General features: G+C 73.0%; 17 protein-coding genes and 3 riboswitches. Of the genes, 8 read left to right on the forward strand and 9 right to left on the reverse strand.

Features of this window, described 5'->3' with window-relative positions; translation table 11 throughout:
- Nucleotides 1-32: 32 nt before the first annotated feature.
- Genes ACFYXU_RS20050 through ACFYXU_RS20070 form a run of 5 tightly spaced genes read right to left on the reverse strand, consistent with a single transcriptional unit; the run spans nt 33 to nt 7,437 of the window.
- Nucleotides 33-857 (reverse strand): ECF transporter S component, encoded by an 825-nt coding sequence (locus ACFYXU_RS20050; protein ID WP_376511561.1) that lies wholly within the window; start codon nt 855-857, stop codon nt 33-35.
- Nucleotides 854-2,509 (reverse strand): ABC transporter ATP-binding protein, encoded by a 1,656-nt coding sequence (locus ACFYXU_RS20055; RefSeq protein ID WP_389458969.1) that lies wholly within the window; start codon nt 2,507-2,509, stop codon nt 854-856. The genes ACFYXU_RS20050 and ACFYXU_RS20055 overlap by 4 nt, the downstream gene beginning before the upstream one ends.
- A complete protein-coding gene (locus ACFYXU_RS20060) occupies nt 2,506-3,690 on the reverse strand; it encodes an energy-coupling factor transporter transmembrane component T (RefSeq protein WP_389458971.1) in 1,185 nt (394 codons plus the stop codon). The genes ACFYXU_RS20055 and ACFYXU_RS20060 overlap by 4 nt, the downstream gene beginning before the upstream one ends.
- Before the next feature lie 4 nt (nt 3,691-3,694).
- On the reverse strand, nt 3,695-4,630 hold the full coding sequence (locus tag ACFYXU_RS20065) for a hypothetical protein (protein WP_389458973.1): 936 nt from the start codon (nt 4,628-4,630) through the stop codon (nt 3,695-3,697).
- Nucleotides 4,627-7,437 (reverse strand): prenyltransferase/squalene oxidase repeat-containing protein, encoded by a 2,811-nt coding sequence (locus ACFYXU_RS20070; protein ID WP_389458975.1) that lies wholly within the window; start codon nt 7,435-7,437, stop codon nt 4,627-4,629. The genes ACFYXU_RS20065 and ACFYXU_RS20070 overlap by 4 nt, the downstream gene beginning before the upstream one ends.
- Nucleotides 7,438-7,545: 108 nt before the next feature.
- Nucleotides 7,546-7,682, reverse strand: a riboswitch (cobalamin riboswitch).
- A gap of 120 nt (nt 7,683-7,802) precedes the next feature.
- A riboswitch (cobalamin riboswitch) is annotated at nt 7,803-7,878 on the forward strand.
- A 134-nt stretch (nt 7,879-8,012) separates the two neighbouring features.
- Here ACFYXU_RS20070 and ACFYXU_RS20075 point away from each other — a divergent pair.
- Nucleotides 8,013-9,425: a hypothetical protein gene (locus ACFYXU_RS20075; protein WP_389458977.1), complete on the forward strand. Its 1,413-nt coding sequence runs from the start codon at nt 8,013-8,015 to the stop codon at nt 9,423-9,425.
- A 93-nt stretch (nt 9,426-9,518) separates the two neighbouring features.
- Nucleotides 9,519-10,310, forward strand: a complete 792-nt coding sequence (gene cobF, locus ACFYXU_RS20080) for a precorrin-6A synthase (deacetylating) (RefSeq protein WP_376511573.1) — start codon at nt 9,519-9,521, stop codon at nt 10,308-10,310.
- Between the two features lie 148 nt (nt 10,311-10,458).
- On the opposite strand, the gene aceB is transcribed toward cobF, so the two are convergent.
- Both aceB and aceA read right to left on the reverse strand, forming a co-directional pair.
- Nucleotides 10,459-12,060, reverse strand: coding sequence for a malate synthase A (gene aceB / locus ACFYXU_RS20085; protein ID WP_389458979.1), 1,602 nt, complete (start codon nt 12,058-12,060; stop codon nt 10,459-10,461).
- Nucleotides 12,061-12,263: 203 nt separating this feature from the next.
- The gene (gene aceA / locus ACFYXU_RS20090; RefSeq protein WP_389458981.1) at nt 12,264-13,544 is read right to left on the reverse strand and encodes an isocitrate lyase; all 1,281 of its coding nucleotides are present in this window, start codon (nt 13,542-13,544) and stop codon (nt 12,264-12,266) included.
- Between the two features lie 376 nt (nt 13,545-13,920).
- Between aceA and ACFYXU_RS20095 the strand changes: the two genes are divergently transcribed.
- Nucleotides 13,921-15,327 (forward strand): short-chain fatty acyl-CoA regulator family protein, encoded by a 1,407-nt coding sequence (locus ACFYXU_RS20095; RefSeq protein ID WP_389458983.1) that lies wholly within the window; start codon nt 13,921-13,923, stop codon nt 15,325-15,327.
- A 38-nt stretch (nt 15,328-15,365) separates the two neighbouring features.
- On the opposite strand, the gene ACFYXU_RS20100 is transcribed toward ACFYXU_RS20095, so the two are convergent.
- Nucleotides 15,366-16,736 carry a Fic family protein gene (locus ACFYXU_RS20100; RefSeq protein ID WP_389458985.1) on the reverse strand — a complete coding sequence of 457 codons (1,371 nt, stop codon included), beginning with the start codon at nt 16,734-16,736 and terminating at the stop codon, nt 15,366-15,368.
- Nucleotides 16,737-16,861: 125 nt separating this feature from the next.
- Nucleotides 16,862-17,042, forward strand: a riboswitch (cobalamin riboswitch).
- A 227-nt stretch (nt 17,043-17,269) separates the two neighbouring features.
- On the opposite strand from ACFYXU_RS20100, the gene ACFYXU_RS20105 reads away from it, so the two are divergent.
- From ACFYXU_RS20105 to ACFYXU_RS20125, 5 genes are read left to right on the forward strand one after another with little or no spacing between them, the layout of a single operon-like run.
- Entirely contained in the window at nt 17,270-18,769 is a 1,500-nt protein-coding gene (locus tag ACFYXU_RS20105) for a CoA-acylating methylmalonate-semialdehyde dehydrogenase (protein WP_384572421.1), read from the forward strand.
- Nucleotides 18,766-19,917 (forward strand): acyl-CoA dehydrogenase family protein, encoded by a 1,152-nt coding sequence (locus ACFYXU_RS20110; RefSeq protein ID WP_389405901.1) that lies wholly within the window; start codon nt 18,766-18,768, stop codon nt 19,915-19,917. Before ACFYXU_RS20105 ends, ACFYXU_RS20110 begins: the two co-directional genes overlap by 4 nt.
- Nucleotides 19,914-20,987 (forward strand): enoyl-CoA hydratase/isomerase family protein, encoded by a 1,074-nt coding sequence (locus ACFYXU_RS20115; protein ID WP_376511587.1) that lies wholly within the window; start codon nt 19,914-19,916, stop codon nt 20,985-20,987. The genes ACFYXU_RS20110 and ACFYXU_RS20115 overlap by 4 nt, the downstream gene beginning before the upstream one ends.
- On the forward strand, nt 20,984-21,904 hold the full coding sequence (gene mmsB, locus ACFYXU_RS20120; RefSeq protein WP_389458988.1) for a 3-hydroxyisobutyrate dehydrogenase: 921 nt from the start codon (nt 20,984-20,986) through the stop codon (nt 21,902-21,904). The genes ACFYXU_RS20115 and mmsB overlap by 4 nt, the downstream gene beginning before the upstream one ends.
- Nucleotides 21,901-22,686, forward strand: a complete 786-nt coding sequence (locus ACFYXU_RS20125; RefSeq protein ID WP_389458990.1) for an enoyl-CoA hydratase — start codon at nt 21,901-21,903, stop codon at nt 22,684-22,686. Before mmsB ends, ACFYXU_RS20125 begins: the two co-directional genes overlap by 4 nt.
- A 108-nt stretch (nt 22,687-22,794) precedes the next feature.
- Here ACFYXU_RS20125 and ACFYXU_RS20130 read toward each other — a convergent pair whose 3' ends face one another.
- Nucleotides 22,795-26,256: a M28 family peptidase gene (locus ACFYXU_RS20130; RefSeq protein WP_389459652.1), complete on the reverse strand. Its 3,462-nt coding sequence runs from the start codon at nt 26,254-26,256 to the stop codon at nt 22,795-22,797.
- Nucleotides 26,257-26,259 lie beyond the last annotated feature (3 nt).

Here is a 26,259-nt window from a genome sequence, read left to right on the forward strand (position 1 = left end):
TGTTCCTCTCGACGAGGGATGTGGTCGGTGGTTCATCCGGCCGTGGCGTCCGGGCCCCTGTCCCGACCGGCGAACCGGATCGGAGCCTGGAAGCGGGCCTTGCGGGCGGCACGGCGGAAGACGGTGAGGACGGCGGGTCCCGCCAGGGTGATGACGACGAGGTTGGTGACGGCGCGGCCGGTGTCCCAGCCGAGCGAGGTCGCCAGGTCGAAGGCGACGTACCGCTGGAACTGCTCGGTGAACGGCAGCCCCGGAAGGTAGGCGATCGAGCTGTTCGGGTCCAGGGAGAAGGGCCAGAAGGACAGGTTGAGCAGGAAGCCGAACAGATAGCCGGAGACCGAGCCGTACACCGCGAGGAGGGCGACCTCCCGCCGTCCCGTGGCCTTCGGCAGGAACCCGGCGAGCATGCCCACGAAGGCGCAGCCGAACATCTGGTACGGCATCCAGGGGCCGACGCCGCCGGTGATGAGCGCCGAGGCGAAGAGCGAGGTGCAGCCCAGGGTGAAACCGAAGCCCGGTCCGTACACCCGGCCCGCGAGCACGAGGAGGAAGAAGACCGTCTCGATGCCGGCGGTCCCCGCCCCGAGGGGGCGGATCGCGGCGTTCACGGCCGACAGCACCCCCAGCATGGCCAGGGCCTTGGAGTTGATGCCGCCCTCGGCGATCTCCGAGATCACCACGGAGAGCACGATCACGAGCAGGACGCCGAAGATCAGGGGCGGGGCGTAGTTCGAGCCGAACTTGCCCGGCGCCACGAGGAACGGCCAGAAGAACGCGACCACGCCGAGGAAGGCCGCCATCGCGATGACGAGCGCCGCCCGGGGGCGGATGCGGATGGCGGCGGGGGAGGTGCTCACGCGCGCGGGTCCGTTCCGTCGGCGGCGAGGACCGAGGCCAGTTGGTCCACGGCGAGGTAGGGGAGCGGGGCGAGGATCTTCGCGGTCTGCGGGGCGAAGACGGGGGAGGCGACGATGACCTCCGTGGTGGGCCCGTCGGCGACGATGTCCCCCTCGGCCATGACGACCACCCGGTCGGCGGCTCGGGCGACGAACTCGACGTCGTGGGTGGAGATGACGACCGTGCGGCCTTCCGCCGCGAGCCCGTCGACGAGGGTGATCAGCTCGCCCTTGGCCCGGTAGTCGAGCCCGCGCGTGGGCTCGTCGAGCAGCACGACCCGCGGGGCGGCGGCCAGTTGGATCGCCAGGACGAGGGCGAGCTTCTGGCCCTCGGACAGATCGCGGGGATGGGTGGTGTCGGGGATGCCGGGAGCGAGCCGGTCCAGGATGGTGCGGGCGGGGGTCCCGTCGGCCGCGACCCCCGACTCCGCGTCGGCCTGGTCGAGTTCCTGCCTGACGCTCTCCAGGTAGAGGAGGTCGGTGGGGGTCTGCGGCACCAGGCCGACGAGGCGGCGCGCCTCGCTCGCCGAGACCTTCCGGGGATCCGGTGCCTTCGGATCGCCGGGCTCCCCGACCGTGACGGACCCGGCCTTGCGGGGTCCTGAGCCCTGGAGGGCCCAGAGCAGGGAGGACTTGCCGGAGCCGTTGCGTCCCATCAGCGCGGTGACCTCGCCCGCGCGGAGGTCGAGGTCGACCTCGCGGACGGCGGGCACGCCCTGGTACGTCACGGTGACGCCGCGCGCGGTCAGCAGCCCGGGCCGGTCGGCGCCGGGCGCCGGGCGTACCGGCGGGGGCACGGCGTCCCGCAGCCGGGTCCGCAGGGGCGCCGCCGCCCGGCGGGCGTCGCGGATCGAGAGGGGGAGCGGGGACCAGCCGGCGGCGCGGCCCAGTTCGACGATGGGCGGCGCGATCGACGACGTACGGAAGACGTCGGCGGGCGGACCGGAGACCACCCGCCCGTCACCGGGCAGGTGGATGACCCGGTCCGCGTACTGGACGACCCGCTCCAGCCGGTGTTCGGCGAGCAGGACGGTGACGCCGAGGTCGTGGACGAGACGGGTGACGGCGGCCAGGACCTCTTCGGCGGCGGTCGGGTCCAGCGCGGAGGTCGGCTCGTCGAGGACCAGGATCCGGGGGTGCGCGGTGAGGACGGATCCGATGGCGACGCGCTGCTGCTGGCCCCCGGAGAGCTCGTGGAGGGCCCGGTGGCGGAGGTCGGCGAGACCCAGCAGGTCGAGGGTCTCCTCCACCCGCTTGCGCATGGTGGCGGGCGGTACCGACAACTGCTCCATGGTGTAGGCGAGTTCTTCCTCGACGGTGTCCGTGACGAAGCCGTCCAGGGGGTCCTGGCCCACGACGCCCACCACGTCGGCGAGTTCGCGCGGCGGATGGTCCGCCGTGTCCCGGCCGTCCACGGTGACCCGGCCGTAGAGGGTGCCACCGGTGAAGTGCGGCACGAGGCCGTTGACGGCGCCGAGGAGGGTCGACTTGCCGACGCCGGTGTGGCCGACGACGAGGCAGAGTTCGCCCTCCTCCACCGTCAGGTCGACATCCCGCAGCACGGGCTCGGCCGCGTCCTCGTAGTGGACGGTGACCTGGTCGAAGGTGATCACGTGACTTCCTCGGTGCGCTGCGCGGGAACGGCCGGACGGACCGGCGGGCTGGGAGGCGGGGCCAGGAATCCGGCGGTCCCCGCGAGGAGGATCGCGGCGGCCGGAACCCACGGGAGCGTCGGCCAACTCAGCGGGTAGATCGAAGGATTGAGTTCTGCGGCGTCGAAGCCCGCGTTGCTGAAGAGGAGGACGGCGGACAGCACCCCGCAGCCGGCGACGGCCCACTCGGCCGCCCGCCAGGGGTCGGGGCGGTAGGTGGTGCGGGTGATCCTGCGCCCGCCGAGACGCAGCCCCGCCACGCAGAGCGCCCCGCCGGCCGCCAGCGCCGGGAAGCCGAGCAGCACGGGGGCGGTGGCGTCGAGCAGCCCGTACGCCCCGGCGCACAGGCCGCACATGCCGAGCAGCATCAGGGCGCCGGTGGCCCGGCGGGAGCGGCGGGTGGCCGTGCCGGCCCGGCCGTAGCCTCGGGAGTCCATCGCCGCGGCGAGCCGGAGCGAGCGTTCCAGGGCGTCTTCGAGCACCGGGACGACGATCCCGCGCAGGGCGCGCAGCCCCTTGGACCGTCCGGCGCGCAGCCGCCGCGCCCGGTGCACGCGCTGGACGCTCTGGACCAGCTGGGGTGCCACGCTGATGGACACCGTGACGGCGACGCCGAGTTCGTACAGCGCGCCGGGCAGGACGCGCAGGGCCCGCTTCGGGTTGGCAAGGGTGTTGGCCGCGCCGATGCAGCAGAGCATGCACGCCAGCCGGAGTCCGTCGGTGGCGGCGGACAGCAGGGCTTCCAGGGAGACCGGCCCGCCGATCTGGATGCCCGCGTACCAGTCCGGCGTGGGCAGATGCGGGAGCGAGAAGAGGAAGTGGTCGTGGGGGGTGATCCCGGTGGCGAAGACGGCGCGGAACACCACCCGGATCGCGACGACCGTGAGCGCCAGATAGAGGTAGTACGTGAATCCGCGCGCCCAGGGGGCCTCGGTGCGGCGCATGGTGATGACGTGGCCGAGGACGGCGAGGACCAGGAACAGCAGCAGGGGGTTGTTGGTGCGGCTGACGGCGGTGGCGAGGGCCAGCGCCCAGATCCACCACGCCACGGGGTGCAGGGTGCGGGGCAGGCGGCGGCCGCCCGTGTCCGGCGCGGGGCCGGACACGGACGGCTCGACGGCGGCCGTGGTCGCACGGGGCACGCCGCTACTCCGCACGGCGGCGGCGCTTGGCGGCGAAGACGGCGGCGGCACCGATCAGCAGGCCCAGGGCACCGGTGACGACGGCGGGAACCCACGAACCCACGTCGTGGGCCGCGTCCGCCGCCGGTGCCGCGTCGACCACCTTGGGGCCGGGCGCGGCGACCGCCGGGGAGCCGGTCGTCGCCGACGGCGTCGGGGAGGCGCTCCTCGGCGGAGTCGACGGTGTCGGCGAAGGGCTCTTCGACGGGGCCGGGCTCGCGGTCACCGAGCTTGAGGGGGACGGTGGGGGAGGCGTGGTCGGATCGGCCGGGGGCGGGTTCTCCGGCGCCGGCCCGGTGTCGACGCCCGGGGGCAGCGGAGCCGCCGACCGGGTGTCGCGGGGCACCGGTCCGCCGCCGGTCGGGCGCGTGTTCTTCGCGCGCAGTTGGTCGGGGGTGACGGTCGGGCGTCCCTCGGTCCCCTCGATGTTCGTCCCGCCGAAGATCCACAGGTCGACGCTGCCTGGCCTGGGCTTGTAGAGCATGGCGCCGAGCTGGCTGTACTGCCAGGTGTTCTGGCCCGCGTCGGCGTGCCAGTACGACCAGTACGCGGAGGCGGGCGGGGTCAGGACGCAGTCGTCCTGCTGGGGCGTCGGGTACTGCTTGCCGCCCTGGTGGCCGCTGTAGCCGATGCGGCAGATGAAGGCGGGGCCGTCGTGGCCCGTGCCGGTGGTCCGCCAGCCGCCCTGGTTCAGGAGCTCGTACCCGGTGGTGGGCGTGGTGCCGCAGGAGCGGTAGATCGGCCCGCCCCAGTGGCTGAAGTCGACGGCGAGGACGGCACCGGACGAGGTGGTGCACTGCCCCATCGGCTGCGGGGCGGCTCCGGCGGGGGTGGCGGTGGCGGCGAGGGCCGCGACGGTCAGCCCCAGGGCGGTCGTCGCGCGGGCGAGGTGAGTGATCACGGGCGGCCGCCGTCGGACGCGCGGCGCCCGCGGGCGGCCCGGGTCGTGCCCCAGCCGGCGAGGACGAGGAGGACGGCGGCGACGGCGAGGCCGGTGACCTGGGATCCGGTGGCGGCGAGGCTTCCGCCGCCACCCTGGCCCTCGGCGGTGCCGGCGCCGCCGGTGTCCTCGCCGGGAGTGATGATCACGGGGGCGGGGGCGCCGGACGGCCCGGAGATGCTCGGTACGGGTTCCGGGGTGGTGCCGCTCATGTCCCGGGTGAGCACGCCGAAGGAGATGCCGGTCGCGCCGCCGACCGCCTGGGTGGAGGCCCGGACGTCCGACCCCGGCTGGCCGCCCTTGACGACGTTGAATCCGCCGTCCTTGTTCTGCTGCGAGGCCAGGAACGTCCGGGCCTTCGCGATCTTGTCCGCGTACTTCCCGGCATCCAGCGACAGGCCCTGGACGGCGAGCGCCGCCGAGTTCACGGAGTTCCCGGAGGCGCCGGGGAAGCCGCCGTCGGGGAGCTGCCGGCCGGCCAGCCAGACCAGGGCCCGGTCCACGGCCGCCTGCGCGTCGGCGTCGGGGAGCAGGTCAAGGGTCATGGCGGCCATCGCGGTCGAGTCGACCTCGATGTCGCTCGGCTCGCCGATGAGGCTGGGCCAGGCACCCGTCGACGGGTCGCGGAGACTCTTGAGGTACGTGATCGGTTCGGCCGCGGCGGCCGTCTCGCCCGCGCGGACCTGGGCCATGATGCCGAGGGACTGGGAGAAGACCGAGGTGGCGTAGGTGTAGTTGCCCCTGCCCGCGCACTTGCGGGGCTCGTTCGGAGTCGCGGCGGCGCAGGTGCCCTGGGCGAGCGCGCCGATCAGGTCCTTCCCTCCGAAGCTCCGCGGGTCGCGGCCCACGGACTCGGCCAGCACCGCGGTCTTGCCGATGAACCCGCCGCCCGCGTACTTCGTGCCGATCTTCGTCCAGTCGTGGACGCCGCGGCCCGAGGCGTCCTTGCCGCCCTTGTCGAGGAAGTCGACGATGTGGCGCAGGGTGGCGTCGTCCTGGCCGGTGGCGGCGAGCGCGTAGGCGCCGTCGATGGTCATGCCGTAGTCCGCGAAGCGGGGGCTGCCCTCGTAGTACCGGCCCTGGACCAGCCGCTTGTGATCGGCGAGGTAGGCCGACCCCTTCTTCAGATCCGGCCCTTCACCGGCCGGGGGAGGGGTGGGTCCGGTCGTCGGCGGCGTGGTGGTCGGAGGCGTCGTCGGGGGTGTGGTCGGGGGCGTGGTCGGCGGGGCGGGCTCCTTCGTGGTGAGCGTCACCAGGTCGCTCTTCGCTCCGGCGATGACGGCCGCGGTGGTGGCGTACAACAGCGGGTCGGTGGTGCCTTCCTCGAAGGCGAAGCCGCCGCCCGGCAGTTGCTGCCGGGAGAGCCAGGAGACGCCCGCGTTCGCGTGGGCACGGTCGCCCAGGGCCCGCAGGGTCTGGGCCACCCAGCCGGTCGCGTACGCGCTGCCCGGGACGCTGTACGAGGCGGCCGGCCAGGCTCCGGTCTTGAACTGGCCCTTCTTGAGGGAGGAGCGGGCCTTGGTGACCACCGGGGTGTGGCCGCCGGCGCGCTGGAGGGCGAGGGCGACGAGCGCGGTGGTCGGGGCCTCGCTCTCGCAGACCTGGCCGTCCAGGATCAGGAAGCTGGGGAATCCGCCGTCGTCGCACTGGAGTCGGGCCAGCCGGGCCACCGACTCGGACGGCGGGGTGAGGCCACCGTTCAGCAGGGCGATGACGGCGAGGGCCTGGCCCTCCGTCTGCCCGGTCGTACGGAAGTCGCCCTGGGTCGCGCAGCCGGGAACGGGCTGCGGGGCGTCCGAGCCGCTGGGGCAGACGTTCGCCATCAGGTCGCCGAGGAGGTCGTGGCCGCCGAAGGCGCGCGGGTCCTTGCCGGTGGCCTCGGCGACGAGCGCGAGGCGCGCGGCGGCGGTCGCGTCCGGCGCCTCGTCCGGTCCGGCGGGGTAGGCGTAGGCGGCGGTCTGTGCCGGGCGGGCGAGGAAGTCGGCGATCCGCCGGGGCGTGGGACTCCCGTCGTCCAGCGAGGCCAGGGCGTAGGCGACCTCGGTGGTGGCGAGGTAGTTGGGCGTCGTGTCGCCGTCGTTGACGACGCGCTGCCCGTTGGTCAGCCGGCCGGTGAGCCATCGGGTCGCGGCGGGCAGATCGACCGTGCCCGGGGGCACGTTCGGGGCGGGCGGGTCGCTCGGGTTCGGCGGGTCGCCGCCGTCGGCGCGGACGTCGTCGGGCGTGAAGGTGGGCCTGCCCTTGGTGCCGCCGATGTCCGTGCCGCCGAAGACCCAGGCGTCGACGTCGCCCGGCTTCAGCGTGCGTGACATGGCGCCCAGCGGACTGTAGGTCCACTTGCGCTGCCCGGGGGAGGCGATCCAGTAGGACCAGTAGGCGGTGGCCTGCGGGGTGAGGACGCAGTCCTCCTGGGCCGGAGTGGGGTACTGCTTACCGGAGTTGAAGGCCCGGTTGCCGATGCGGCAGATGAACGCGGGACCGTCGTGGCCCGTGCCCTCGGTGGTGAAACCGCCCGCCTTCAGGAGTTCGTAGCCGGTGGTGGGGGTGGTGTCGCAGCCGCGGACCACCGGACCGCCCCACTTCCCGAAGTCCACCGCGACGACGGCGCCCTTGGTGCGGGTGCACCGCTGGATCGGGTCGGCCTGTGCCGCCGGGGCTACCGTGAGGAACGCCACTGCCGCGCCGATGGCCAGAAGGGCGGCGGTCATGAGCGACAGCCCTCGCTGCCCCGCTCTGCCCGGCCGTCTCGCCTGCTGTTCGGTGCCCACCGCGGCCCTCGTCTCTGCCGGGCGGCGCGTGCGTGGCGACGCGCCCCCCCACGCAGCCGAGGCAGGGGAGGGCGGGGACGACCACGCCGTAGTCCGCGACGGCGTTCCTCGTGTGCTGGATCCAGCCCCAGGCATTCCGACTCGCCCGGGACGGAGCCGGGCCTACGGTTGCGGGTCAGCGCCGGATTTCGACCGGCTTCCCCTGGTGCTGATTGCTTATCAGCGGGAGTGCAACACGGATGTGCGGGAACCGTCAAGAGGGTGTGGATCCCGCGTAGGGGTACGCGGCGTCCGTGCCGGGCACGCCGCGTCCGACCGGGTGGCGGACCCTCCGTCGCTCGGGTAGCGTCCTGGGCTGCCACGTGGGGGAATCCGGTGCGAAGCCGGAGCTGACGCGCAGCGGTATGGGACGGCGGGGGCCGTTTCCGAGCCCGAATGCCCATGGCGGCGACGCAGTACTGAAGCCGTGCCACGCGTTCCGGACGGCGGCTCCCCGGCCCTGCCCGGCCGTGCGCGCGCACGGCGTGGTGCGGTGTGCGCCCGGAGCCGGCGTCCGCCGACTCCAGGAGCAGCCCATGCCTCGATTCCGTACCTCCCGCAGCCTCGCGCTCGCCGCACCGGCAGCGCTCGGCGCCCTCGCGCTCACCACGCTCCCCGCCTTCGCCACCTCCACCCCGGCGCAGATCGCCACCTCCAGGACCAACGGCGTCGCCTACCTCAAGTCCCTCCAGGCCGCCGACGGTTCGTACGCCGGCTCCGGTCTCTCCAACGAGTGGGCGTTCAGCGCCTTCGCGGCGGCCGGTACGGCCGTCGTCGACGTCGCGCCGGGCGGCGACACCACGAAGAACGCGAGAACCGTCTACCGAAACCTGCTGTCGACGGCCGCCTGGCCCTCGGCCACCCCGGTGGTCACGGACTACGAGCGCGGCACGCTCAACGCGTACGCCGCGGGCATCGACCCGGCCCGCGTCTCGGCCTCCCGTAACCTCGTCGCCGACACCTACGCGTACTGGCAGACGGCCGAGCCCGGCTACTTCGGCCCGTCCGCGAACTTCAACGGCACGGTCTTCGCGGCCCTTTCCCTGGGGGGCGCGAAGACCCAGGCGGGGACCGCCCGCATCCCGCAGGCCCTCACGGACGCGATCGTCGCCCGCCTCCGGGCCAACCAGCACAACGACGGCGGCTGGACCTACCAGAAGGTCGAGGGCAACGCCACGGGCCTCGCCTCGGCCGGCGACGTCGACATGACCGGTGCCGCGATGGCCGCCCTCTGCGTCTCCGGCGTCCCCCACACGGACACCGACGTCGTGCAGGCCAAGAACTTCCTCAAGGGCAAGCTGGTCGCCTCCTCCGGCGCGTTCAACTCCCTGTACGGGGTCAACACCAGCTCCAACGGCTGGGGCATCGCCGGACTCAACGCCTGCGGCATCAACCCGCAGTCGGCCGACTTCACCACGGTCCCCGGCAAGACGCCGGTCGACTTCCTCCTCGCCAACCAGTACAACCCGGCGGGCGGCTTCAAGTACAAGCCCGCGGACACCTCCCCGTCCGCGTACTCCTCCATCGACGCGCTGCGCGCGGTCGCCGGAGGCGGCTTCACCACGGCCCCGCCCGTCCCGGTCACCCCGGGCGCCCCCCAGTGGGTCGCCCAGTCCGCCTTCACGGCCGGCACCGCCACCAAGCTGGCCCTGACCGTCGACGACGGCGCGGGGAACCTCAAGGTGTGCTCGGTCTCGCTCACCCCCACGGGGACGACCACGACCCTCGGCGACGTCCTCGCCGCCGCCACGAGCGCCGCGACCCCGTCCGGATGCGTCACCTCCGTGACCCCGGCCTCCGGAACCGGCACGATCACCGCGGTCAACGGCAAGGCCGACAGCGGCTCGAACACCTGGAAGGTCAGCGTCGACGGCTCCGCCTTCGCCCGGGCCCTCCGCGAGAAGACGATCAACGTCGGCGACACCATCGCCCTGCGCTGGGGCGCCTGACCCCGAGCGCCGCGGCCCCCTCCGGTGTCCCCAAGGGACGGCACCGGAGGGGGCCGCGGCCCGGGACGAGCAACTTCGAACAGAGGGAGAGGCATGACTCCGGCCGAGGAGATCAGACACATCACGGTGATCGGCATCGGATCCGGTGACCCCGACCATCTGACGCTCGGGGCGGTCAAGGCGATCGCGCGGACGGAGGTCTTCTTCATCCTGGAGAAGGGACCGGAGAAGTCCTCCCTCACCCGACTCCGACGGGACATGCTCGCCGCGCACGCGTCGGGCTCCCACCGTGTCGTCGAGGCCGAGGACCCGTGGCGCGACCGCTCCCAGGAGGAACCCGGCGGCTACACCGACGCCGTCCACGACTGGCGCCTGCGGCGCGCCGACGTCTGCGAACGCCTGATCCGCGACGAACTCGCGCCCGGGCGGCGCGGAGCCTTCCTCGTGTGGGGCGACCCGTCGCTGTACGACAGCACCCTGGCCGTCCTGGAGGAGATCACGGCGCGCGGCGACGTGACCTTCTCGTACGAGGTGATCCCCGGGATCAGCAGCGTGTCCGCCCTGGCGGCCCGCCACCGAGTCGGCCTCAACCGCGTCGGCCGGCAGATCCACATCACGCCGGGGCGGCGGCTCGCGGAGACCGTGGGCAACGACGACGGCGACATCGTCGTCATGCTCGACGCCCACGAGTCCTTCCAGCGGTTCGCCGGTGACGGGACCTGGATCTACTGGGGCGCCTACCTCGGCACACCCGACGAGATCCTGATCTCGGGACCGCTCGGGGAGGTCGCCGAGGAGATCCGGCGGGTACGCGGAGCGGCCAGGGCCGCCCACGGCTGGATCATGGACACGTACCTCCTGCGCCCCGGTCCCGACGCCGACTGAGCCGACCTCCCCACGACCGAAGGAGGGCGGGCGGCCTCCACGCCGCCCGCCCTCCCCGCACGCGTGCCACCGGGCCCTCCCCCGGTGCCCCCGCGCCGCCCGGGTCACCGTCCCGGGCCACCGGGTCTCTCCTCCCGGTCGAACGAACTCATCCCGTGGCCTCCGCGGTGGAGGCCCGGACGAGGTGGTGCGCGTAGGCCTCGGGGGTGAAGAACAAGGGCAGTTCGGCCCGGAGCGCGGTCCGCTCGAACAGGTCGCGGACCTCGTCGAGCGAGGCCCAGGGGTACTCCGCGCCGAGCCGTGCCAGCTCCTCGTCGAGCACGTCGAGCACCGTCTCCCGGTCGATCACCCGGTGCCGCAGCCACTGCCAGATCTGGACGCGGGCGATCTCGGCGGTGGCGGCGTCCTCCCGCAGGCCCCCGATCGCGACGGCTCCCTCGCCGCGCAGCCAGGCGTCGAAGTAGCGCAGGGCCACGGCGACGTCGGCGCGCACCCCTGCGGCGGCGGGCGGGCCGCTGATCCGTCGTACGGAGAGCAGGTCCGCCGCCGTGGTCTCCACGTCGTCCCGGGTCCGGTGGATCTGCTCCGGCTGCCGGCCCAGGACACGGTCGAAGGCCTCCCGGCAGACCGGGACGAGCCCCGGATGGGCCACCCAGGAGCCGTCGAAGCCCTCCTCGGCCTCCCGCTCCTTGTCGAGCCGCACGGTGGCGAGGGCCGCCTCGTGCGCCGCCGGATCCCTGCCGGGCACCTGGGCGGCCATGCCGCCGAGGGCATGGGCGCCGCGCCGGTGGCAGGTGCGGACGAGGAGGTCGGTGTACGCGCGCAGGAACGGGGCGGTCATGGTGACCTTCGCCCGGTCGGGGAGCAGGAAGTCGGTGCGGTGGCCGAAGGTCTTGATCAGGCTGAACAGGTAGTCCCGGCGTCCGGCGTTGAGGCCCGCGCTGTGCTCACGGAGCTCGTGGAGGATCTCCTCCATCTGGAAGGCGGCGGTGATCGTCTCGATGAGGACGCCGGCGCGGACGGTGCCCCGGGGGATGCCGAGGAGTTCCTGGGCGAGCAGGAACACGTCGTTCCACAGCCGGGCCTCGTAGTGGTTCTCCAGCTTGGGGAGGGAGAAGTACGGGCCGCGGCCGGCGTCGATCTGCCGCTGGGCGCAGTGGAAGAAGTACAGGCCGAAGTCGACGAGCGGGGCGGGGACCGGGCGGCCGTCGACCTCCAGGTGCGCCTCGTCGAGGTGCCAGCCGCGCGGCCGGACCATGACGGTGGCGGGGTCCTGCCCGAGGCGGTACTCCTTGCCCTCCGGCGTGGTGAAGTCGATCCGCCGCTCGACCGCGTCGAGCAGGACCAGCTGCCCGCCGATGATGTTGTCCCAGGTCGGCGCGGTGGCGTCCTCGAAGTCCGCCACCCAGACACGCGCTCCGGAGTTCAGCGCGTCGACGGCCGTACGGCGGTCGGCGGGCGGGCCGGTGATCTCGACCCTGCGGTCGGTGAGGCCGGGGGCCGGAGGCGCGACCCTCCAGGTGGGATCGGCGCGGACGGCCGAGGTCGCGACGGGGAAGCCGAGCGGTGTTCCGGTGGCCAGCCGGATGGCCTGGCGGCGGCGCTCCTTCAGGAGCCACTGCCGGCGCTCGCCGAAGGCGGAGGCCAGTCGGCCCACGAAGTCGAGGGCGTCGGGGGTGAGGATCTCGTCGTGGCGGTCGCCGGGGGCGGCCAGGACGCGGATGTGTCGGGTCGGGACGCTGGTGGTCATCGCGCTCTCCTGGGCTTCGAGGGGGCTTTGATGCAGAGGGGGAAGGGGGTGGGCCCGGACGTCGAGACGGGAAGGGGGGCGGGCGGAGACGGTCGCCCGCCCCCCCCGTGAGGGGCGGAGGCTTTCGCCCGCCGCCCCGTGCGGCCGGGCTGTGTCCGGCCCGGCCGGTCAAGGGGGTCTCCTAGGGAGTGTGACGACACGCCCTAGTGGAACTGCTCCTCCTCGGTGGACCCGCTCAGCGCGGTGGTGGAGGAGGCCGGGTTGACGGCGGTGGAGACCAGGTCGAAGTAGCCGGTGCCGACCTCGCGCTGGTGCTTGACGGCGGTGAAGCCCTGCGCCTGCGCGGCGAACTCCCGCTCCTGGAGGTCGACGTAGGCGGTCATGCCGTGCTCCGCGTAGCCCCGGGCGAGGTCGAACATGCCGTGGTTGAGGGAGTGGAAGCCGGCCAGCGTGATGAACTGGAACTTGTAGCCCATGGCGCCGAGTTCGCGCTGGAACTTGGCGATCTGGTCGTCGTCGAGCGCCGCCTTCCAGTTGAAGGACGGCGAGCAGTTGTACGCGAGCATCTGGTCCGGGTACCGCGCGTGGATCGCCTCGGCGAACGCGCGGGCCTGCGCCAGGTCCGGGGTGCCGGTCTCGACCCAGATGAGGTCGGCGTACGGCGCGTAGGCGAGGCCACGGGCGATCACGGGGTCCATGCCGTTCCGGACATGGTGGAAGCCCTCCGAGGTGCGCTCGCCGGTGACGAACGGGGCGTCGCGCTCGTCGATGTCGCTGGTGAGCAGGGTGGCGGCGAGGGCGTCGGTGCGGGCGATGACCAGGGTCGGGGTGTCCGCGATGTCCGCGGCGAGCCGGGCCGCGTTCAGGGTGCGGACGTGCTGCGAGGTGGGGACGAGGACCTTGCCGCCGAGGTGGCCGCACTTCTTCTCGGAGGCCAGCTGGTCCTCGTAGTGGATGCCCGCCGCGCCGGCCGCGATCATCGCCTTCGTCAGCTCGAAGGCGTTCAGCGGGCCGCCGAACCCGGCCTCGGCGTCGGCGACGATCGGGGCCAGCCAGTCCGTGGTGTCCGTGCCGCCCTCGGCGGTGGCGATCTGGTCGGCGCGCAACAGCGCGTTGTTGATCCGACGCACGACCTGCGGAACGGAGTTGACCGGGTAGAGGCTCTGGTCGGGATACGTGTGCCCGGCCTGGTTCGCGTCGGCGGCCACCTGCCAGCCGGACAGGTAGATCGCCTGGAGCCCGGCCCGCACCTGCTGCACCGCCTGCCCCCCGGTCAGCGCGCCGAGCGCGTGCACGTAGTCCAGGTCGTGCAGCTGCCGCCACAGCCGCTCGGCGCCGCGCCGGGCGAGCGTGTGCTCCTCGCGGACGCTGCCGGAGAGCCGGACCACGTCCTCGGCGGTGTACGTGCGCTCGATCCCGGCCCAGCGCGGGTCCGTCGCCCAGCGCTCGGCCAGCTCCGCCGCCGTCGTCTTCGTGTCTGCCATGACCGTCACCGTCTCCTTCGGTCGTGCCGTGCCAAGGCCGCGAAGGTCTCCGCGCTCGTGGCACCAGGTGTCTTGTCGAGGGGTGCGGCCCGCCGGGCCCGGACGGGCGGAGATGAGCAATCTGTGCCGATCCGGAAAGCGCTTGAGCCGGAACTGCCGAAGTCAGGGCATGAATCGGGTCCCGTTCGCGCCCTGGATCTGTTGGGTCCGGTGGGCCGCACTCAGACTCTGGCACTGGCACCCAGTGCCATCAACGGTGGACGCATGCCAAGTTCTGCGCATCCTTCCGCCGCCTTTTGCCACGATTGCCAAGGGCACGGACGCGCTCGGACGGCCTAGGCTGACGCCGAGGTGGCGAACGACCGGGAGGCCGAGGGTGAGCAAGACGTACGCCGGCGCGAGACTGCGGCGACTGCGCGAGGACCGGGGGATGAGCCAGGCCGAGCTGGCGCGCACCCTGGCCATCTCGCCCAGCTACCTCAACCAGATGGAGCACGACGCCCGACCGCTCACCGTGCCCGTGCTGCTGCGTCTCACCGAGGCCTTCGGCGTCGATCCCGGCTTCTTCTCGGAGCGGGACACCGGCCGCCTGGTCGCGGACCTCCGTGAAGCGCTGTCGGGGGAGCTCGCCGCGGCCCGGGTCTCCTCGTCCGACCTCGCCGAGCTGGCCTCACGGATTCCGGCGGTCGCCCACGTCCTGGTCGACCTGGGGCGGCGCAACCAGCGCCTCGCCGAGCGCATCGCCGACGCGGCGGACCCGAGGGGATCGGATCCGGAGCTGCCGCGCTCCCCGCACGAGGAGATCCGCGACTTCTTCTACCGCAGGCAGAACTACCTGCACGAGACCGATCTCGCGGCGGAGGCGCTCGCGGCGGAGATCGGCATCCGGCCCGGCGAGATCATCAGTGCTCTGAGCACACGGCTCTCCGACCGGCACGGCGTCCGTTTCTCCACCGGGACGGGGGACCGGCTGCACTCCTACGACGAGAAGACCCGCATCCTGCGGCTGTCCGTCCGTCTCCGCCCCGGCCAGCGCGCCTTCCGGCTCGCCACGCAGCTGGCCCTGCTGGAGTACGGGGACGGTCTGGACCGGCAGGCGGCCGAGGACTTCGCCCCGGACGGCCCGGCCCACCGGCTGGCGCGCATCGGCATCGCGAACTACTTCGCCGCCGCGCTGATCCTCCCGTACGAGGCGTTCCACACGGCGGCCGAGGAGTTCCGGTACGACATCGAACGGCTCACCGACCGCTTCGGGCTCGGCTACGAGACGGTCTGCCACCGCCTCAGCACCCTGCAACGCCCCAAGCTGCGCGGTGTCCCCTTCTCCTTCGTCCGCGTCGACCGGGCGGGCAACATGTCCAAGCGGCAGTCCGCCACCGGATTCCACTTCTCCCGGGCCGGCGGCACCTGCCCGCTGTGGAACGTGTACGAGGCGTTCGCCGCGCCGGGCCGCATCCACGTGCAGATCGCCGCCATGCCCGACGGGCAGCGCTACCTGTGGACCGCCCGCGCCCTCACCCGCCACCGGGGCGGCTGGGGCGAACCCGGCAAGACCTTCGCCATCGGGCTCGGCTGCGAACTCCGGCACGCCCACCGCCTGGTGTACTCGGACGGCCTGGACCTGGACAACGCGTCGGCGGCGACCCCGATCGGCATGGGCTGCCGCGTCTGCGAACGCCTCGACTGCCCCCAACGCGCGGCCCCACCCCTCGGCCGCCCCCTCCTGATCGACCAGAACGCCAGCACCTTCGTGCCGTACCCGGTCGCGGACCCGCCGGCCTGAGGCCCAGGCCGCCAGGGGCACCGGGGCGTGGCCCGAGCCTAGGAGCCGGGGCCTCCGGCGGTGCGGCGTGTCTCCGCGAGGTGGATGCCCACGTACCGCGTGAGGGCCAGCGCGTCCCCCGGCTCGTCGGCCTGAAAGGTGACGCGACGCAGCAGACCGACCCCGTCGAGCGCCACGCCCTCGCGGGCGAGGACGAACACGAGGGCGAGCAAGGCGGCACGGGCGTTGCCGTCGTCGAAGGGATGGAAGAAGCACACGTCGAGATAGGCCCGTGCGGCCCGAGCGGTGAGCGGAAGGGGCCGGTCGGCGGCGCGCGCGCTCTCGGCCAGGCAGGCGTCCAGGCGGGCACGGGTGTCCGGGCCGATCCCGTACCGCTCCTTGCCCCCCTTGGCGAAGGCCGGCAGCTCGCGGAAGGCCGGCGGACGCGGCGTGCCCAGGACGTGCCGCTGCCAGCGCTGGAGCAGCGCGAAGTCGAGGGCGGAGCCCCGCGCCGCATCGGCCCTCAGCCGTTCCAGAGCGGCGAGCAGCCCGTCGGCGCGGGCGGGATCCAAGGCGCCGTCGAAGGCGCGTACGTCCTCCACCACCCCGTCGCGCGACGGCGTCACCGGGTCGTCCCGGTCGTCCTTCGTGGCCTCGTGCCACGGCACGCCCTCGCGCACGTCGAGCCAGCGCTCCAAGTGGTCCGGCACCGGTCCGGCGGGCCGCGGGGTGTCGTCCGGGCGCACCGACAGCGCCAGCCGCTCCGCGACATCCTCGACCAGCTCCGGGTCGGGGCCCGTCCAGCTCGCGAACCGTCCGCCGATCGCCTCCTCGACCCACTCCCGCGCGAGATCGGGAGCGACGCCCCAGCGGCTCAGGAACCAGGTGAGCACCTGACGGCAGTGACCGTGCCAGCCGCTCCCGCACCCGGTCCGGTCGACCACCTGAAGGATCAGGTTGCGGGCGGCGCGCTCCCACAGGATCCGCTGGTCCTCGATCCCGGCCAGGTCCAGCGGATAGGCGTCGAACCACCCGGCGAGACTCTCCAGCCACGCGCGCCACTCGCACAACGCCGCGACGACGCGGGCGACCGTCTCCCGCGGCGTCGTGATCGAGTCCCGGGGGCAGCACCAGTTCCCGACGGGCCCACCGTCGAAGTCGCCTTCGTCGTGCGCCCAGCGCCAGCCCACGGTCCAGCGGCCGTAGTGCTCGACGAGGGCGTGCGCCATGGCTTCGGCCCAGGGCTTGCCCGCGTCCCAGCTCCACGCGTCCATCGCGGTTTCGCCGAGGGGGAGTTCGGGGCGGCTGGGCACCCGCTGGGCGGGACCGAGCGACCGCACCACCTCCGGTGCCGAGGCGCTGTCGAAGGGGTGACGGGTGGGATCCACATCGTCCCAGGTCAGAAAACGCGGTGCCAGCTCGACGATCACCGCGCAAGCCTGCCCGCCCCTCCGGCCGCGGTTCAAGCGGATTCCGCCGGGCTCCACCGGAGCCAGGGCACGCCGTCGGCGCCCGCCCGGAGTGGGGGGTGGACTTACTAGGACGTCCAACTATATGTTCGTGACGAGCCCGCGGTGCAGGGAAGCCGGTGTGATTCCGGCGCGGTCCCGCCACTGTGACCGGGGAGTGTGCTCTTCCAGCAGGTCAGGCCACTGACGGAAACCATCCGTCGGGAAGGCCGGAGAGCATGCGCTGATCCGGGAGTCAGGATACCGGCCGTGGGGTGTTCCGTGTTGTCCACGAGGATGGAGCAGACACGCATGGCACCGGTACGTGACCACGACCCTGGTGATCCGGCGGAGTACCCGAACCCCGAGGCCCTGACCTCGCGTTCGTGACTCGACGAGGGCGTCACCGCCTTCCCTGTCCCGCGGCCCGTACCGCGGTGCGCACCCCCGATCGGTGCCGCGCCGCGCCCTCGCCGCGCCTTCCTCGGATCCGTACCTGACGAGAGCAGGCTTCGATGGTCCGCGAGCTCACCCATTTCATCGGCGGCAAACACACCGCCGGCACGTCCGGTCGCTTCGCCGACGTGTACGACCCCAACACCGGCGCCGTCCAGGCCAGGGTCCCCCTGGCCGGGCGCGCCGACACCGAGGCGGCGATCGCCGACGCCGAGACGGCCCAGCGGGAGTGGGGCCGGTGGAACCCGCAGCGGCGCGCCCGCGTCCTGCTGCGCTTCCTCCAACTCGTCGAGGAGGAGAGGGAATCCCTGGCCCGGCTGCTCTCCTCCGAGCACGGCAAGACCGTCGCCGACGCCCACGGCGACCTGCAACGCGGCCTGGAGGTCGTGGAGTTCGCCGCCGGGATCCCGCACCTGCTGAAGGGCGAGTTCACCGACAGCGCCGGCACGGGCATCGACGTCCACTCGCTCCGCTCCCCGCTGGGCGTCATCGCGGGCATCACCCCGTTCAACTTCCCCGCGATGATCCCGCTGTGGCAGGCCGCACCGGCCCTCGCCTGCGGGAACGCGTTCGTCCTCAAGCCCTCCGAGCGCGACCCCTCCGTACCCCTGCGGCTCGCCGAGCTCTTCCTGGAGGCCGGTCTCCCGCCCGGCGTGCTCAACGTCGTCAACGGCGGCAAGGAGGCCGTCGACACCCTCCTGGAGGACCCCAGGGTCCAGGCCCTCGGCTTCGTCGGCTCCACCCCGGTCGCCGCGCACATCTACGCCACCGCCGCCGCCCACGGAAAGCGCGCCCAGTGCTTCGGCGGGGCCAAGAACCACATGATCGTGATGCCCGACGCCGACCTGGACCAGGCCGCCGAGGCACTGATCGGCGCCGGGTACGGCTCGGCCGGCGAGCGCTGCATGGCGATCTCCGTCGCCGTCCCGGTGGGGGAGGAGACCGCCGACGCGCTGGTGGCGAAGCTGAAGGAGCGCATCGCCGCCCTGCGCATCGGCACCTCCGACGACCCGGACGCCGACTTCGGCCCGCTCGTCAGCCGGGACGCCCTGGACCGGGTCGACCGCTACGTCGGGATCGGGGTCGAGGAGGGTGCGGAACTCGTCGTCGACGGACGGGGATTCACCCTGCCCGGCCACGAGAACGGCTTCTTCGCGGGGGCGACCCTCTTCGACCGCGTCACGCCGTCCATGCGGATCCACCGGGAGGAGATCTTCGGCCCGGTGCTGTGCGTGGCACGCGCCGCCGACTACGAGGAGGCGCTCCGGCTGCCGAGCGAGCACCCGTACGGCAACGGCGTGGCCATCTTCACCCGCGACGGAGACACCGCCCGCGACTTCACCCGGCGCGTCCAGGTCGGCATGGTCGGCGTGAACGTCCCGATCCCGGTCCCGGTGGCCTACCACACCTTCGGCGGCTGGAAGCGCTCCGGATTCGGGGACCTGAACCAGCACGGCCCCGACGCCGTCCGCTTCTGCACCCGCACCAAGACCGTGACCTCCCGCTGGCCCTCCGGGGTCAAGGAAGCCGCGAGCTTCACCATGCCGACGATGGGATGAGCGCCGTGACCACCCTCACCGAGGACCAACTGGCCCTCGCCGAAGTCACCCTGGACTTCGCCCAGCAACAGCTCGCCCCGCACGCCGTCGCCTGGGACCAGGACAAGCACTTCCCCGTCGACGTCATCCGCAGGGCCGCCGCGCTCGGCCTCGGCGGCGTGTACGTGCGCGAGGAGCACGGCGGCTCCGGACTGAGCCGCGCCGACGGTGTCCTCGTCTTCGAGACCCTGGCCACCGGCTGCCCCTCGATCGCCGGTTACCTCTCCATCCACAACATGGTCGCCTGGATGATCGACCGGTACGGAGCCCCCGCCCAGCGCGCCCGCTGGCTGCCCGGTCTGTGCTCCGCCGAGGCCCTGGGCAGCTACTGCCTCACCGAACCGGGCGCCGGATCGGACGCCGCCGCCCTGCGCACCCGGGCCGAGCGCGACGGCGACCACTACGTCCTGACCGGCGTGAAGCAGTTCATCTCCGGCGCGGGCACCTCCGACCTGTACGTCGTCCTGGCCCGCACCGGAGGAGACGGCCCCGGCGGCATCTCCGCCTTCGTCGTCGAACGCGCCGACCCGGGCGTCTCCTTCGGCGCGAACGAACGCAAGATGGGCTGGAACGCGCAGCCCACCCGCCAGGTCGTTCTGGACGGTGTGCGGATCCCCGCCGACCGGCGCCTCGGCGCCGAGGGCGAAGGCTTCCGCATCGCCATGCAGGGCCTCGACGGCGGCCGCCTCGGCATCGCCGCCTGCTCCCTCGGCGGAGCCCGGAGCGCCTTGGACCGCAGCCTCACGCACCTCGCCGACCGGGAGGCCTTCGGCGCCCGGCTGCTCGACGCCCAGGCCCTGCAGTTCCGGCTGGCCGACATGGCCACCGAGCTGACCGCCGCCCGCGCGCTGGTACGACAGGCCGCCGACGCCCTCGACCGGGGCGACCCGGAGGCGTCCCGCCTCTGCGCCATGGCCAAGCGGTTCGCCACCGACACCGGCTTCTCGGTCGCCGACCGGGCGCTCCAGCTGCACGGCGGCTACGGCTACCTGAGCGAGTACGGCATCGAGAAGATCGTCCGGGACCTGCGGGTCCACCGGATCCTGGAAGGGACCAACGAGATCATGAACGTCATCGTCGCCCGCGGCCTGACGGAGCACCTGCGATGACCGGGGACGAGGAGGTCGTCGTCCGGACCGAGGGACGGACGGGCCGTCTGGTCCTCAACCGCCCCCGGGCCCTGAACGCGCTCAGCCACCCGATGGTGCTCCGCATCGAGGAGGCCCTCACCGCCTGGCGCGAGGATTCCCGCGTCGAGACGGTGGTGATCTCCGGCGCGGGGGAGCGGGGACTGTGCGCGGGCGGCGACATCCGCGCCATCCACGCGGACGCCCGCACGGGCGGCACGGCCTCGGCGGACTTCTGGCGGGACGAGTACCGGCTCAACGCCCTCATCGCCCGCTACCCGAAGCCGTACGTCGCCCTCATGGACGGCATCGTCATGGGCGGCGGAGTCGGCGTCTCTGCCCACGGCACCGTACGGATCGTCACCGAGCGCTCCCGCGTCGCCATGCCGGAGACCGGCATCGGCTTCGTGCCCGACGTCGGCGGGACCTACCTCCTGGCCCTGGCCCCGGGACAGCTCGGCGTCCACCTGGCCCTGACCGGGGCGTCCGTCGGAGCTGCCGACGCCCTGCTCTGCGGCCTCGCCGACCACTTCGTACCGTCCGACCGCCTGGAGCGCCTCGTCACGGACCTCGCGCACGCGCCCGTGCACGACGCCCTGGCGGCTCACGTCGGCCAGGCGCCGCCCGGACGACTGGCGGCCCAGCGCGCGTGGATCGACGACTGCTACGCCGCCGACACGGTGGAGGAGATCCTCGACCGGCTCCGCGCGAGCGGCGTGCCGGCCGCCGAGGAGGCCGCCGCCACCCTGGCCACCCGGTCGCCCACCGCGCTCAAGGTCGCCCTGACGTCGGTGCGCCGCGCCCGTGAGCTCGGGCCCCTGGAGCGGGTCCTCGCACAGGAGTACCGCGTCTCGTGCGCCGCACTGGCCTCCCCGGACCTCGTCGAGGGGATCCGGGCCCAGGTCATCGACAAGGACCGCGCCCCCCGCTGGTCCCCGGCCCATCTGTCGGGCGTCACCGACGAGGACGTCGCCCGCTACTTCGCCCCGCTCGGCGCCGACCGCGAGCTGCGGCTCTCCGCCCCCGACACCTTTCAGGAGGTGCCCTGGTGACCACCGTCGTCGCGTTCATCGGCCTCGGCCGCATGGGCGGCCCCATGGCCGCCCACCTCGCCGCCGCCGGCCACCGCGTGCTCGGCTTCGACCTCGTCCCCGAGGCCCGGACGGCCGCCGCCGCCCACGGGGTGGAGACGGCCGACTCGGCCCGGGCGGCCGCCGCCGGGGCGGACGTCGTCCTCACCATGCTGCCGGAGGGCCGCCATGTCCTCGCCCTCTACCAGGACGAGGGCCTCCTCGCGGCCGCCCGCCCCGGCACCCTGTTCATCGACTGCTCCACCATCGACGTCGCCGACGCCCGCGCCGCCCACGAAGCCGCAACGGCCACCGGTCACCGCGCCCTGGACGCCCCCGTGTCGGGCGGCGTCGTCGGTGCGGAGGCCGCCACGCTCACGTTCATGGCGGGCGGCGGCGACCCCGAGTTCACCGAGGCCGAACCACTGCTCGCGATCATGGGGAAGCGGGTGGTGCACTGCGGCGGCCCGGGAGCCGGGCAGGCCGCGAAGATCTGCAACAACATGATCCTCGGCATCTCGATGATCGCCGTCAGCGAGGCCTTCGTCCTCGGCGAGAGCCTCGGCCTCTCCCACCAGGCGCTGTACGACGTCGCCTCGACGGCCTCCGGGCAGTGCTGGGCGCTCACCACCAACTGCCCCGTCCCCGGGCCCGTCCCGGCCAGCCCCGCCAACCGCGACTACCGCCCCGGGTTCGCCGCACCGCTCATGGCCAAGGACCTGGGACTCGCCGCCGACGCCCTGCGCGCGGGCGGCATCGACGCGGGGCTCGGTCCGCGCGCGGCCGAGATGTACGCGGCGTTCGCCGAGGGCGCCGGAGCGGCCCAGGACTTCTCCGGGATCGTCCACGTCCTGCGCGACACGGCCACCGAAACACCGAAGGGAACGTTCACCACATGACCGCGACCGACTACGAGACGATCAGCGTCGAGCGTACGGGCGACCGCACCGCACTGCTCACCCTCAACCGGCCCCAGGCGCTCAACGCCCTGAACCTCCAGGTCATGGAGGAGGTCGTGGCCGCCACCGAGGCGCTCGACCGGGACCCGGACGTCGGCTGCGTCGTCATCACCGGCTCCGCGAAGGCCTTCGCGGCCGGCGCGGACATCAAGGAGATGCAGCCCCAGGGGTACATGGACATGTACCTCACCGACTGGTTCACCGCCTGGGACAGGCTCGGGAGCCTCCGCACTCCCACCGTCGCCGCCGTCTCCGGCTACGCCCTGGGCGGCGGCTGCGAACTCGCCATGCTCTGCGACATCCTGCTCGCCTCCGACACGGCGGTCTTCGGGCAGCCGGAGATCAAGCTGGGAGTCATCCCGGGCATCGGCGGCTCCCAGCGGCTCACCCGGGCCGTCGGCAAGGCCAAGGCCATGGAACTGTGCCTGACGGGCCGGACGATGGACGCCGCCGAGGCCGAACGGGCGGGCCTGGTCTCCCGTGTCGTCCCGGCCGACGACCTGCTCTCCGAGGCCCTCGCGGTCGCCGGGACCGTGGCGGGGATGTCGAAGCCGGTCGCGATGATGGCCAAGGAGGCCGTGAACCGCGCCTTCGAGACCACCCTCGCGGAGGGCGTCCGCTTCGAACGCCGCCTGTTCCACGCGGTGTTCGCGACGGCCGACCAGAAGGAGGGCATGTCTGCCTTCGCGGAGAAGCGGGCCCCCGACTTCACCCATCGCTGACCCCCGGCGGCCGCGCCTCGGCGGGAGGACCCGCGGGAGGAACGCCGGAGGCCCGGCCCCGGGATGCCGGGGCCGGGCCGCTTCATCGGCTCACAGGGGCGTCGGGTCTCAACTCACCTGGAGCGAGACGTCGTCCAGGACGAACGACGTCTGCAGGGACTGGTCCTCCACCGACGTGAAGTCGAGGGTGACGGTCTGACCCGCGAAGGAGGAGAGGTCGTACGACTTCTCGACGTAGCCCGCGGCCGCGTCCAGGTTCGAGTAGGACGCCAGCTGCCGGCCCCCCACGCGGACCGTGGCCACGTCGTACGCCACGCTCTCGGTCTCGTCCGTGTCGATGTGGACGAAGAACGAGAGGCGGTACGAGGCGCAGCCCGAGGGGACGGCCACGGACTGCGTGGCCTTCTCGGTGTAGCTGGTGCCCCTTCCGCCCAGCCACGCCTTGTAGCTGCCCGCGTGGGCGGCCTGCCGCGCGTCGTTGGTGATGACACCCGCGCTCGCGGTCCACGGGCTGCTGCCGTTCTCGAAGCCGCCGTTCACCACGAGCTGGCGCGGCGTGCAGGAGCCGCCGCCCGTGACCGTCAGGGTGTAGGTGGTGGTGTGGCTGACGGTGCCCGTGCCGGTGACCGTGAGGGTGTAGGTGCCGGGCGCGGTGCTCGCGCCGACCTGGACGGACAGGGACGAGGAGCTGCCGGACTGGACCGACGTCGGGGTGAGCGTGGCGGTCACGCCGGCCGGAGCGCCGGAGACGGAGAGCCCCACGGTCTGGGCGGCGCCGCTCACGGTGCCGGTGTTCACCGTCGCCGAGACGGACCCGCCGGGGGCCGTGCTGCCCGCGGCCGGGCTCACGCCGACGGAGAAGTCCTGCGCCGGGGCGGTCCCGCCGACGGCCTGCTTCCACAGGGCGTAGGCCACCCCGTCGGAGCTGCGGTTCAGCACCGTCGCGCTGATGTTGCTCGTGGTGTCACAGGCGCTGTGGTAGCAGGAGTCGTAGGCGGCGTTGGCGGAACCGCCCCACTTCTGCGCCTGCGCCGCGGTCTTGCGGGCGCTCGCTCCGGCCGCGTACCCGGAGGTCGGGACGCCGCCCTGCTGGAACGAGTAGTCGTCGCTGCGGCCCTGGCCCTCGGTGTTCTCCTCCGGCGCGAGGTTCAGGGAGGTCCAGTACGCCTTGAGGGGCGCGGCGGCGGTGGAGTTGAGGTTGTTGATGAAGTAGCCGCCGTTGGTGGAGCCGACCATGTCGAAGTTGTAGTACGCCTTGACGGCCGTGCGCTGCGCGGTGGTGAGCCGGTTGACGTAGTAGGCCGAGCCGTTGAGCCCCTGCTCCTCGTCGGTCCACCAGGCGAACCGCACGTGCTTGGTCATCGTGGGGTTCTTCTCGGCGAGCACGAGGGCGTTCTCCAGCAGGGTCGCGGAGCCCGAGCCGTTGTCGTTGATGCCGGGACCGGCCGAGACGCTGTCCAGGTGCGCCCCGAACATGACGACCTGGTCGTCGGGGCCGCCCGGCCAGTCGGCGATCAGGTTGTTCGACGGGTAGGTGCAGGTGGTGCAGTTCTGCTCGGTCACCGTGTATCCGGCGGCCTGAAGCTTGCCCTTCACGTACGCCAGCGACTGGCTGTGACCGGCGCTGCCCGCGCGGCGGTTGCCGCCGTTCTGGCTCGCGATCGTCTGGAGCTGGGAGAGGTGCGCCTGCACCTTGGCGACGTCGACGTCCGGCGGGTCGTTGCCGGGCTGGGTCCCGCCGACGTTGAGCGTGAAGTCGGCGGTGTGGGACAGCGTGGTGCCCTGGCCCTTGACGACGACCGTGGACGCGCCGGGTGCCGCGTTGGCGGTGGCGGTCAGGGTCAGCACCGAGGACTGGCCGGACTGAACCGTCGCGGGGTTGAAGGAGGCGGTCACCCCGGCGGGCAGACCGGTGGCGGTCAGGGTCACCGACTGGGCTGCGCCGGTCGTGACGGCGGTGCCGACGGTGGTGGTCACCGAGCCGCCCTGCTGGACGGTGCCGGACGAGGGGGCGAGCGACATGGAGAAGTCGTCGTTCTGGCCGCTCGGGGTGCAGGTCGGGTCGGCCGACTGGGCGGGCACGCTGATCGCGTCCCAGGCCGCCTTCGTCCTGGTGAAGAGACCGCAGGTCGCGTCGAGCGACTTGGCGGAACTGAGCGTCGCCGTACGGTACTTCTTGTAGCTCATGCTGCTGGTCTTGAGCAGCATGCCGCCGTAGAAGATCTTGCCGGCCGTCTGGATCCCGACGCCGGTCAGGGTGCTCTGGTTGCAGGTGGTGCTGCTGGGCTTGCCGCCGCCGGGGTTGGTGCCCTCGGCCAGCAGGTAGAACCAGTGGTTGAGCGGGCCCGCGGCGGCGTGCACCTCGGTGTTGGGGATCGCCGAGCTGTAGCAGGCCGGGTCGTTGTTGACGGCCGGCGGGTTGTACATGTTGCGGATCGGTCCGCGCCCCTGGAGGTTGATGACCTCGCCCACCGTGTAGTCGGGGACGTCGTAGGGGGCCGGCTCGTTGATGTACGCCTCGGTCAGCGCACCGAAGATGTCTCCGGTGCCCTCGCCGAGCCCAGCCTCCTGGCCGCTGGTGCCGCCCGGGGTGTTGGTGTCGATGGCGTGCCCGTACTCGTGGGCCACCACGTCCACGCCGGCGATCCACTCGTTGGCGCTGTTGCGCCCGATGGTCACCGAGCTGCCGTCCCAGTAGGCGTTGAGGTCGCTGAGCCCGACCTTGCCGGGGAAGCTGCGGCCGTTGCCGTTGACGCCGTTGCGGCCCAGCCACTGGCCGAGCATGTCCCACTGCTTCTGCGCGGCGAACATCAGGTCGACGCAGCCGGTCTCCTTGCTCGTGGGGTTGCCGGTGCCCCAGGAGTCGGAGGACTTGGAGAAGACCGTGCCGGTGGAGTAGTCGGCGCAGCTCAGGCCGGTCCGGTTCGGGTCGCGCAGGGAGTAGGTGGAGCCCGAGGCGGTGGTGTCGATGGTGAGCGGGCCGGGACCGTTCCACTTGCTGTTGCCGGAGCCCGCGACCACGTCGTCGTAGCTGTCGACGACGGCACCGGTGCGGGCGTCGACGAAGACGTGCAGGCGGCTGGGCGCGCTCTCGGTCCGGCCGCGCAGCACGGTCTCCCAGGCCAGCACCGGCCGGTCGTCCTTGAGGCGGACGACCAGCCGGCTGGTCTCGACCCGGTCGACCGAGGCCAGCTTCTTCCGCGAGGTGGTCTCGGCCCGCTGCGCGGTGACCGAGGGCCGGGTCGCCAGGTCGATGCGTACGGAGGAGGCGGACTGGAGGGCGCGGATCCTGCCGGAACCGTCGGCGAGGATCACGGCGTCACCGCCGACGACCGGCAGGCCGCGGTAGCTGCGCTCGTACGACACCGAGTAGAGATCCTTCACCCAGGGGGTGACGAGGCGCCTCTCGTACTGTTCCTGGGCCGAGTTGACGAGCGTGTCGAGACCGCTGTCGACGGCCAGGTCCGCGGCCGCGACCGCGCGGGTCACGGGGCTGTCCTTCGCGACCGTCTCCGGTCGCGCCGACGCCGTTCCGGCGACGGCGCCGACGAGGCTCGCGGACAGCGCCATCGC

This window comes from Streptomyces sp. NPDC002232 (genome assembly GCF_042890295.1).
Classification (GTDB): domain Bacteria; phylum Actinomycetota; class Actinomycetes; order Streptomycetales; family Streptomycetaceae; genus Streptomyces.

What these genes read in the sequence shown, in the direction of transcription:
- ACFYXU_RS20075 (WP_389458977.1), top strand. Translation starts at nt 8,013, where the DNA reads ATGCCTCGATTCCGTACCTCCCGCAGCCTCGCGCTCGCCGCACCGGCA.
- cobF (WP_376511573.1), top strand. Translation starts at nt 9,519, where the DNA reads ATGACTCCGGCCGAGGAGATCAGACACATCACGGTGATCGGCATCGGA.
- aceB (WP_389458979.1), bottom strand. Translation starts at nt 12,060, where the DNA reads ATGACCACCAGCGTCCCGACCCGACACATCCGCGTCCTGGCCGCCCCC.
- aceA (WP_389458981.1), bottom strand. Translation starts at nt 13,544, where the DNA reads ATGGCAGACACGAAGACGACGGCGGCGGAGCTGGCCGAGCGCTGGGCG.
- ACFYXU_RS20105 (WP_384572421.1), top strand. Translation starts at nt 17,270, where the DNA reads ATGGTCCGCGAGCTCACCCATTTCATCGGCGGCAAACACACCGCCGGC.
- ACFYXU_RS20110 (WP_389405901.1), top strand. Translation starts at nt 18,766, where the DNA reads ATGAGCGCCGTGACCACCCTCACCGAGGACCAACTGGCCCTCGCCGAA.
- ACFYXU_RS20115 (WP_376511587.1), top strand. Translation starts at nt 19,914, where the DNA reads ATGACCGGGGACGAGGAGGTCGTCGTCCGGACCGAGGGACGGACGGGC.
- ACFYXU_RS20125 (WP_389458990.1), top strand. Translation starts at nt 21,901, where the DNA reads ATGACCGCGACCGACTACGAGACGATCAGCGTCGAGCGTACGGGCGAC.
- ACFYXU_RS20130 (WP_389459652.1), bottom strand. Translation starts at nt 26,256, where the DNA reads ATGGCGCTGTCCGCGAGCCTCGTCGGCGCCGTCGCCGGAACGGCGTCG.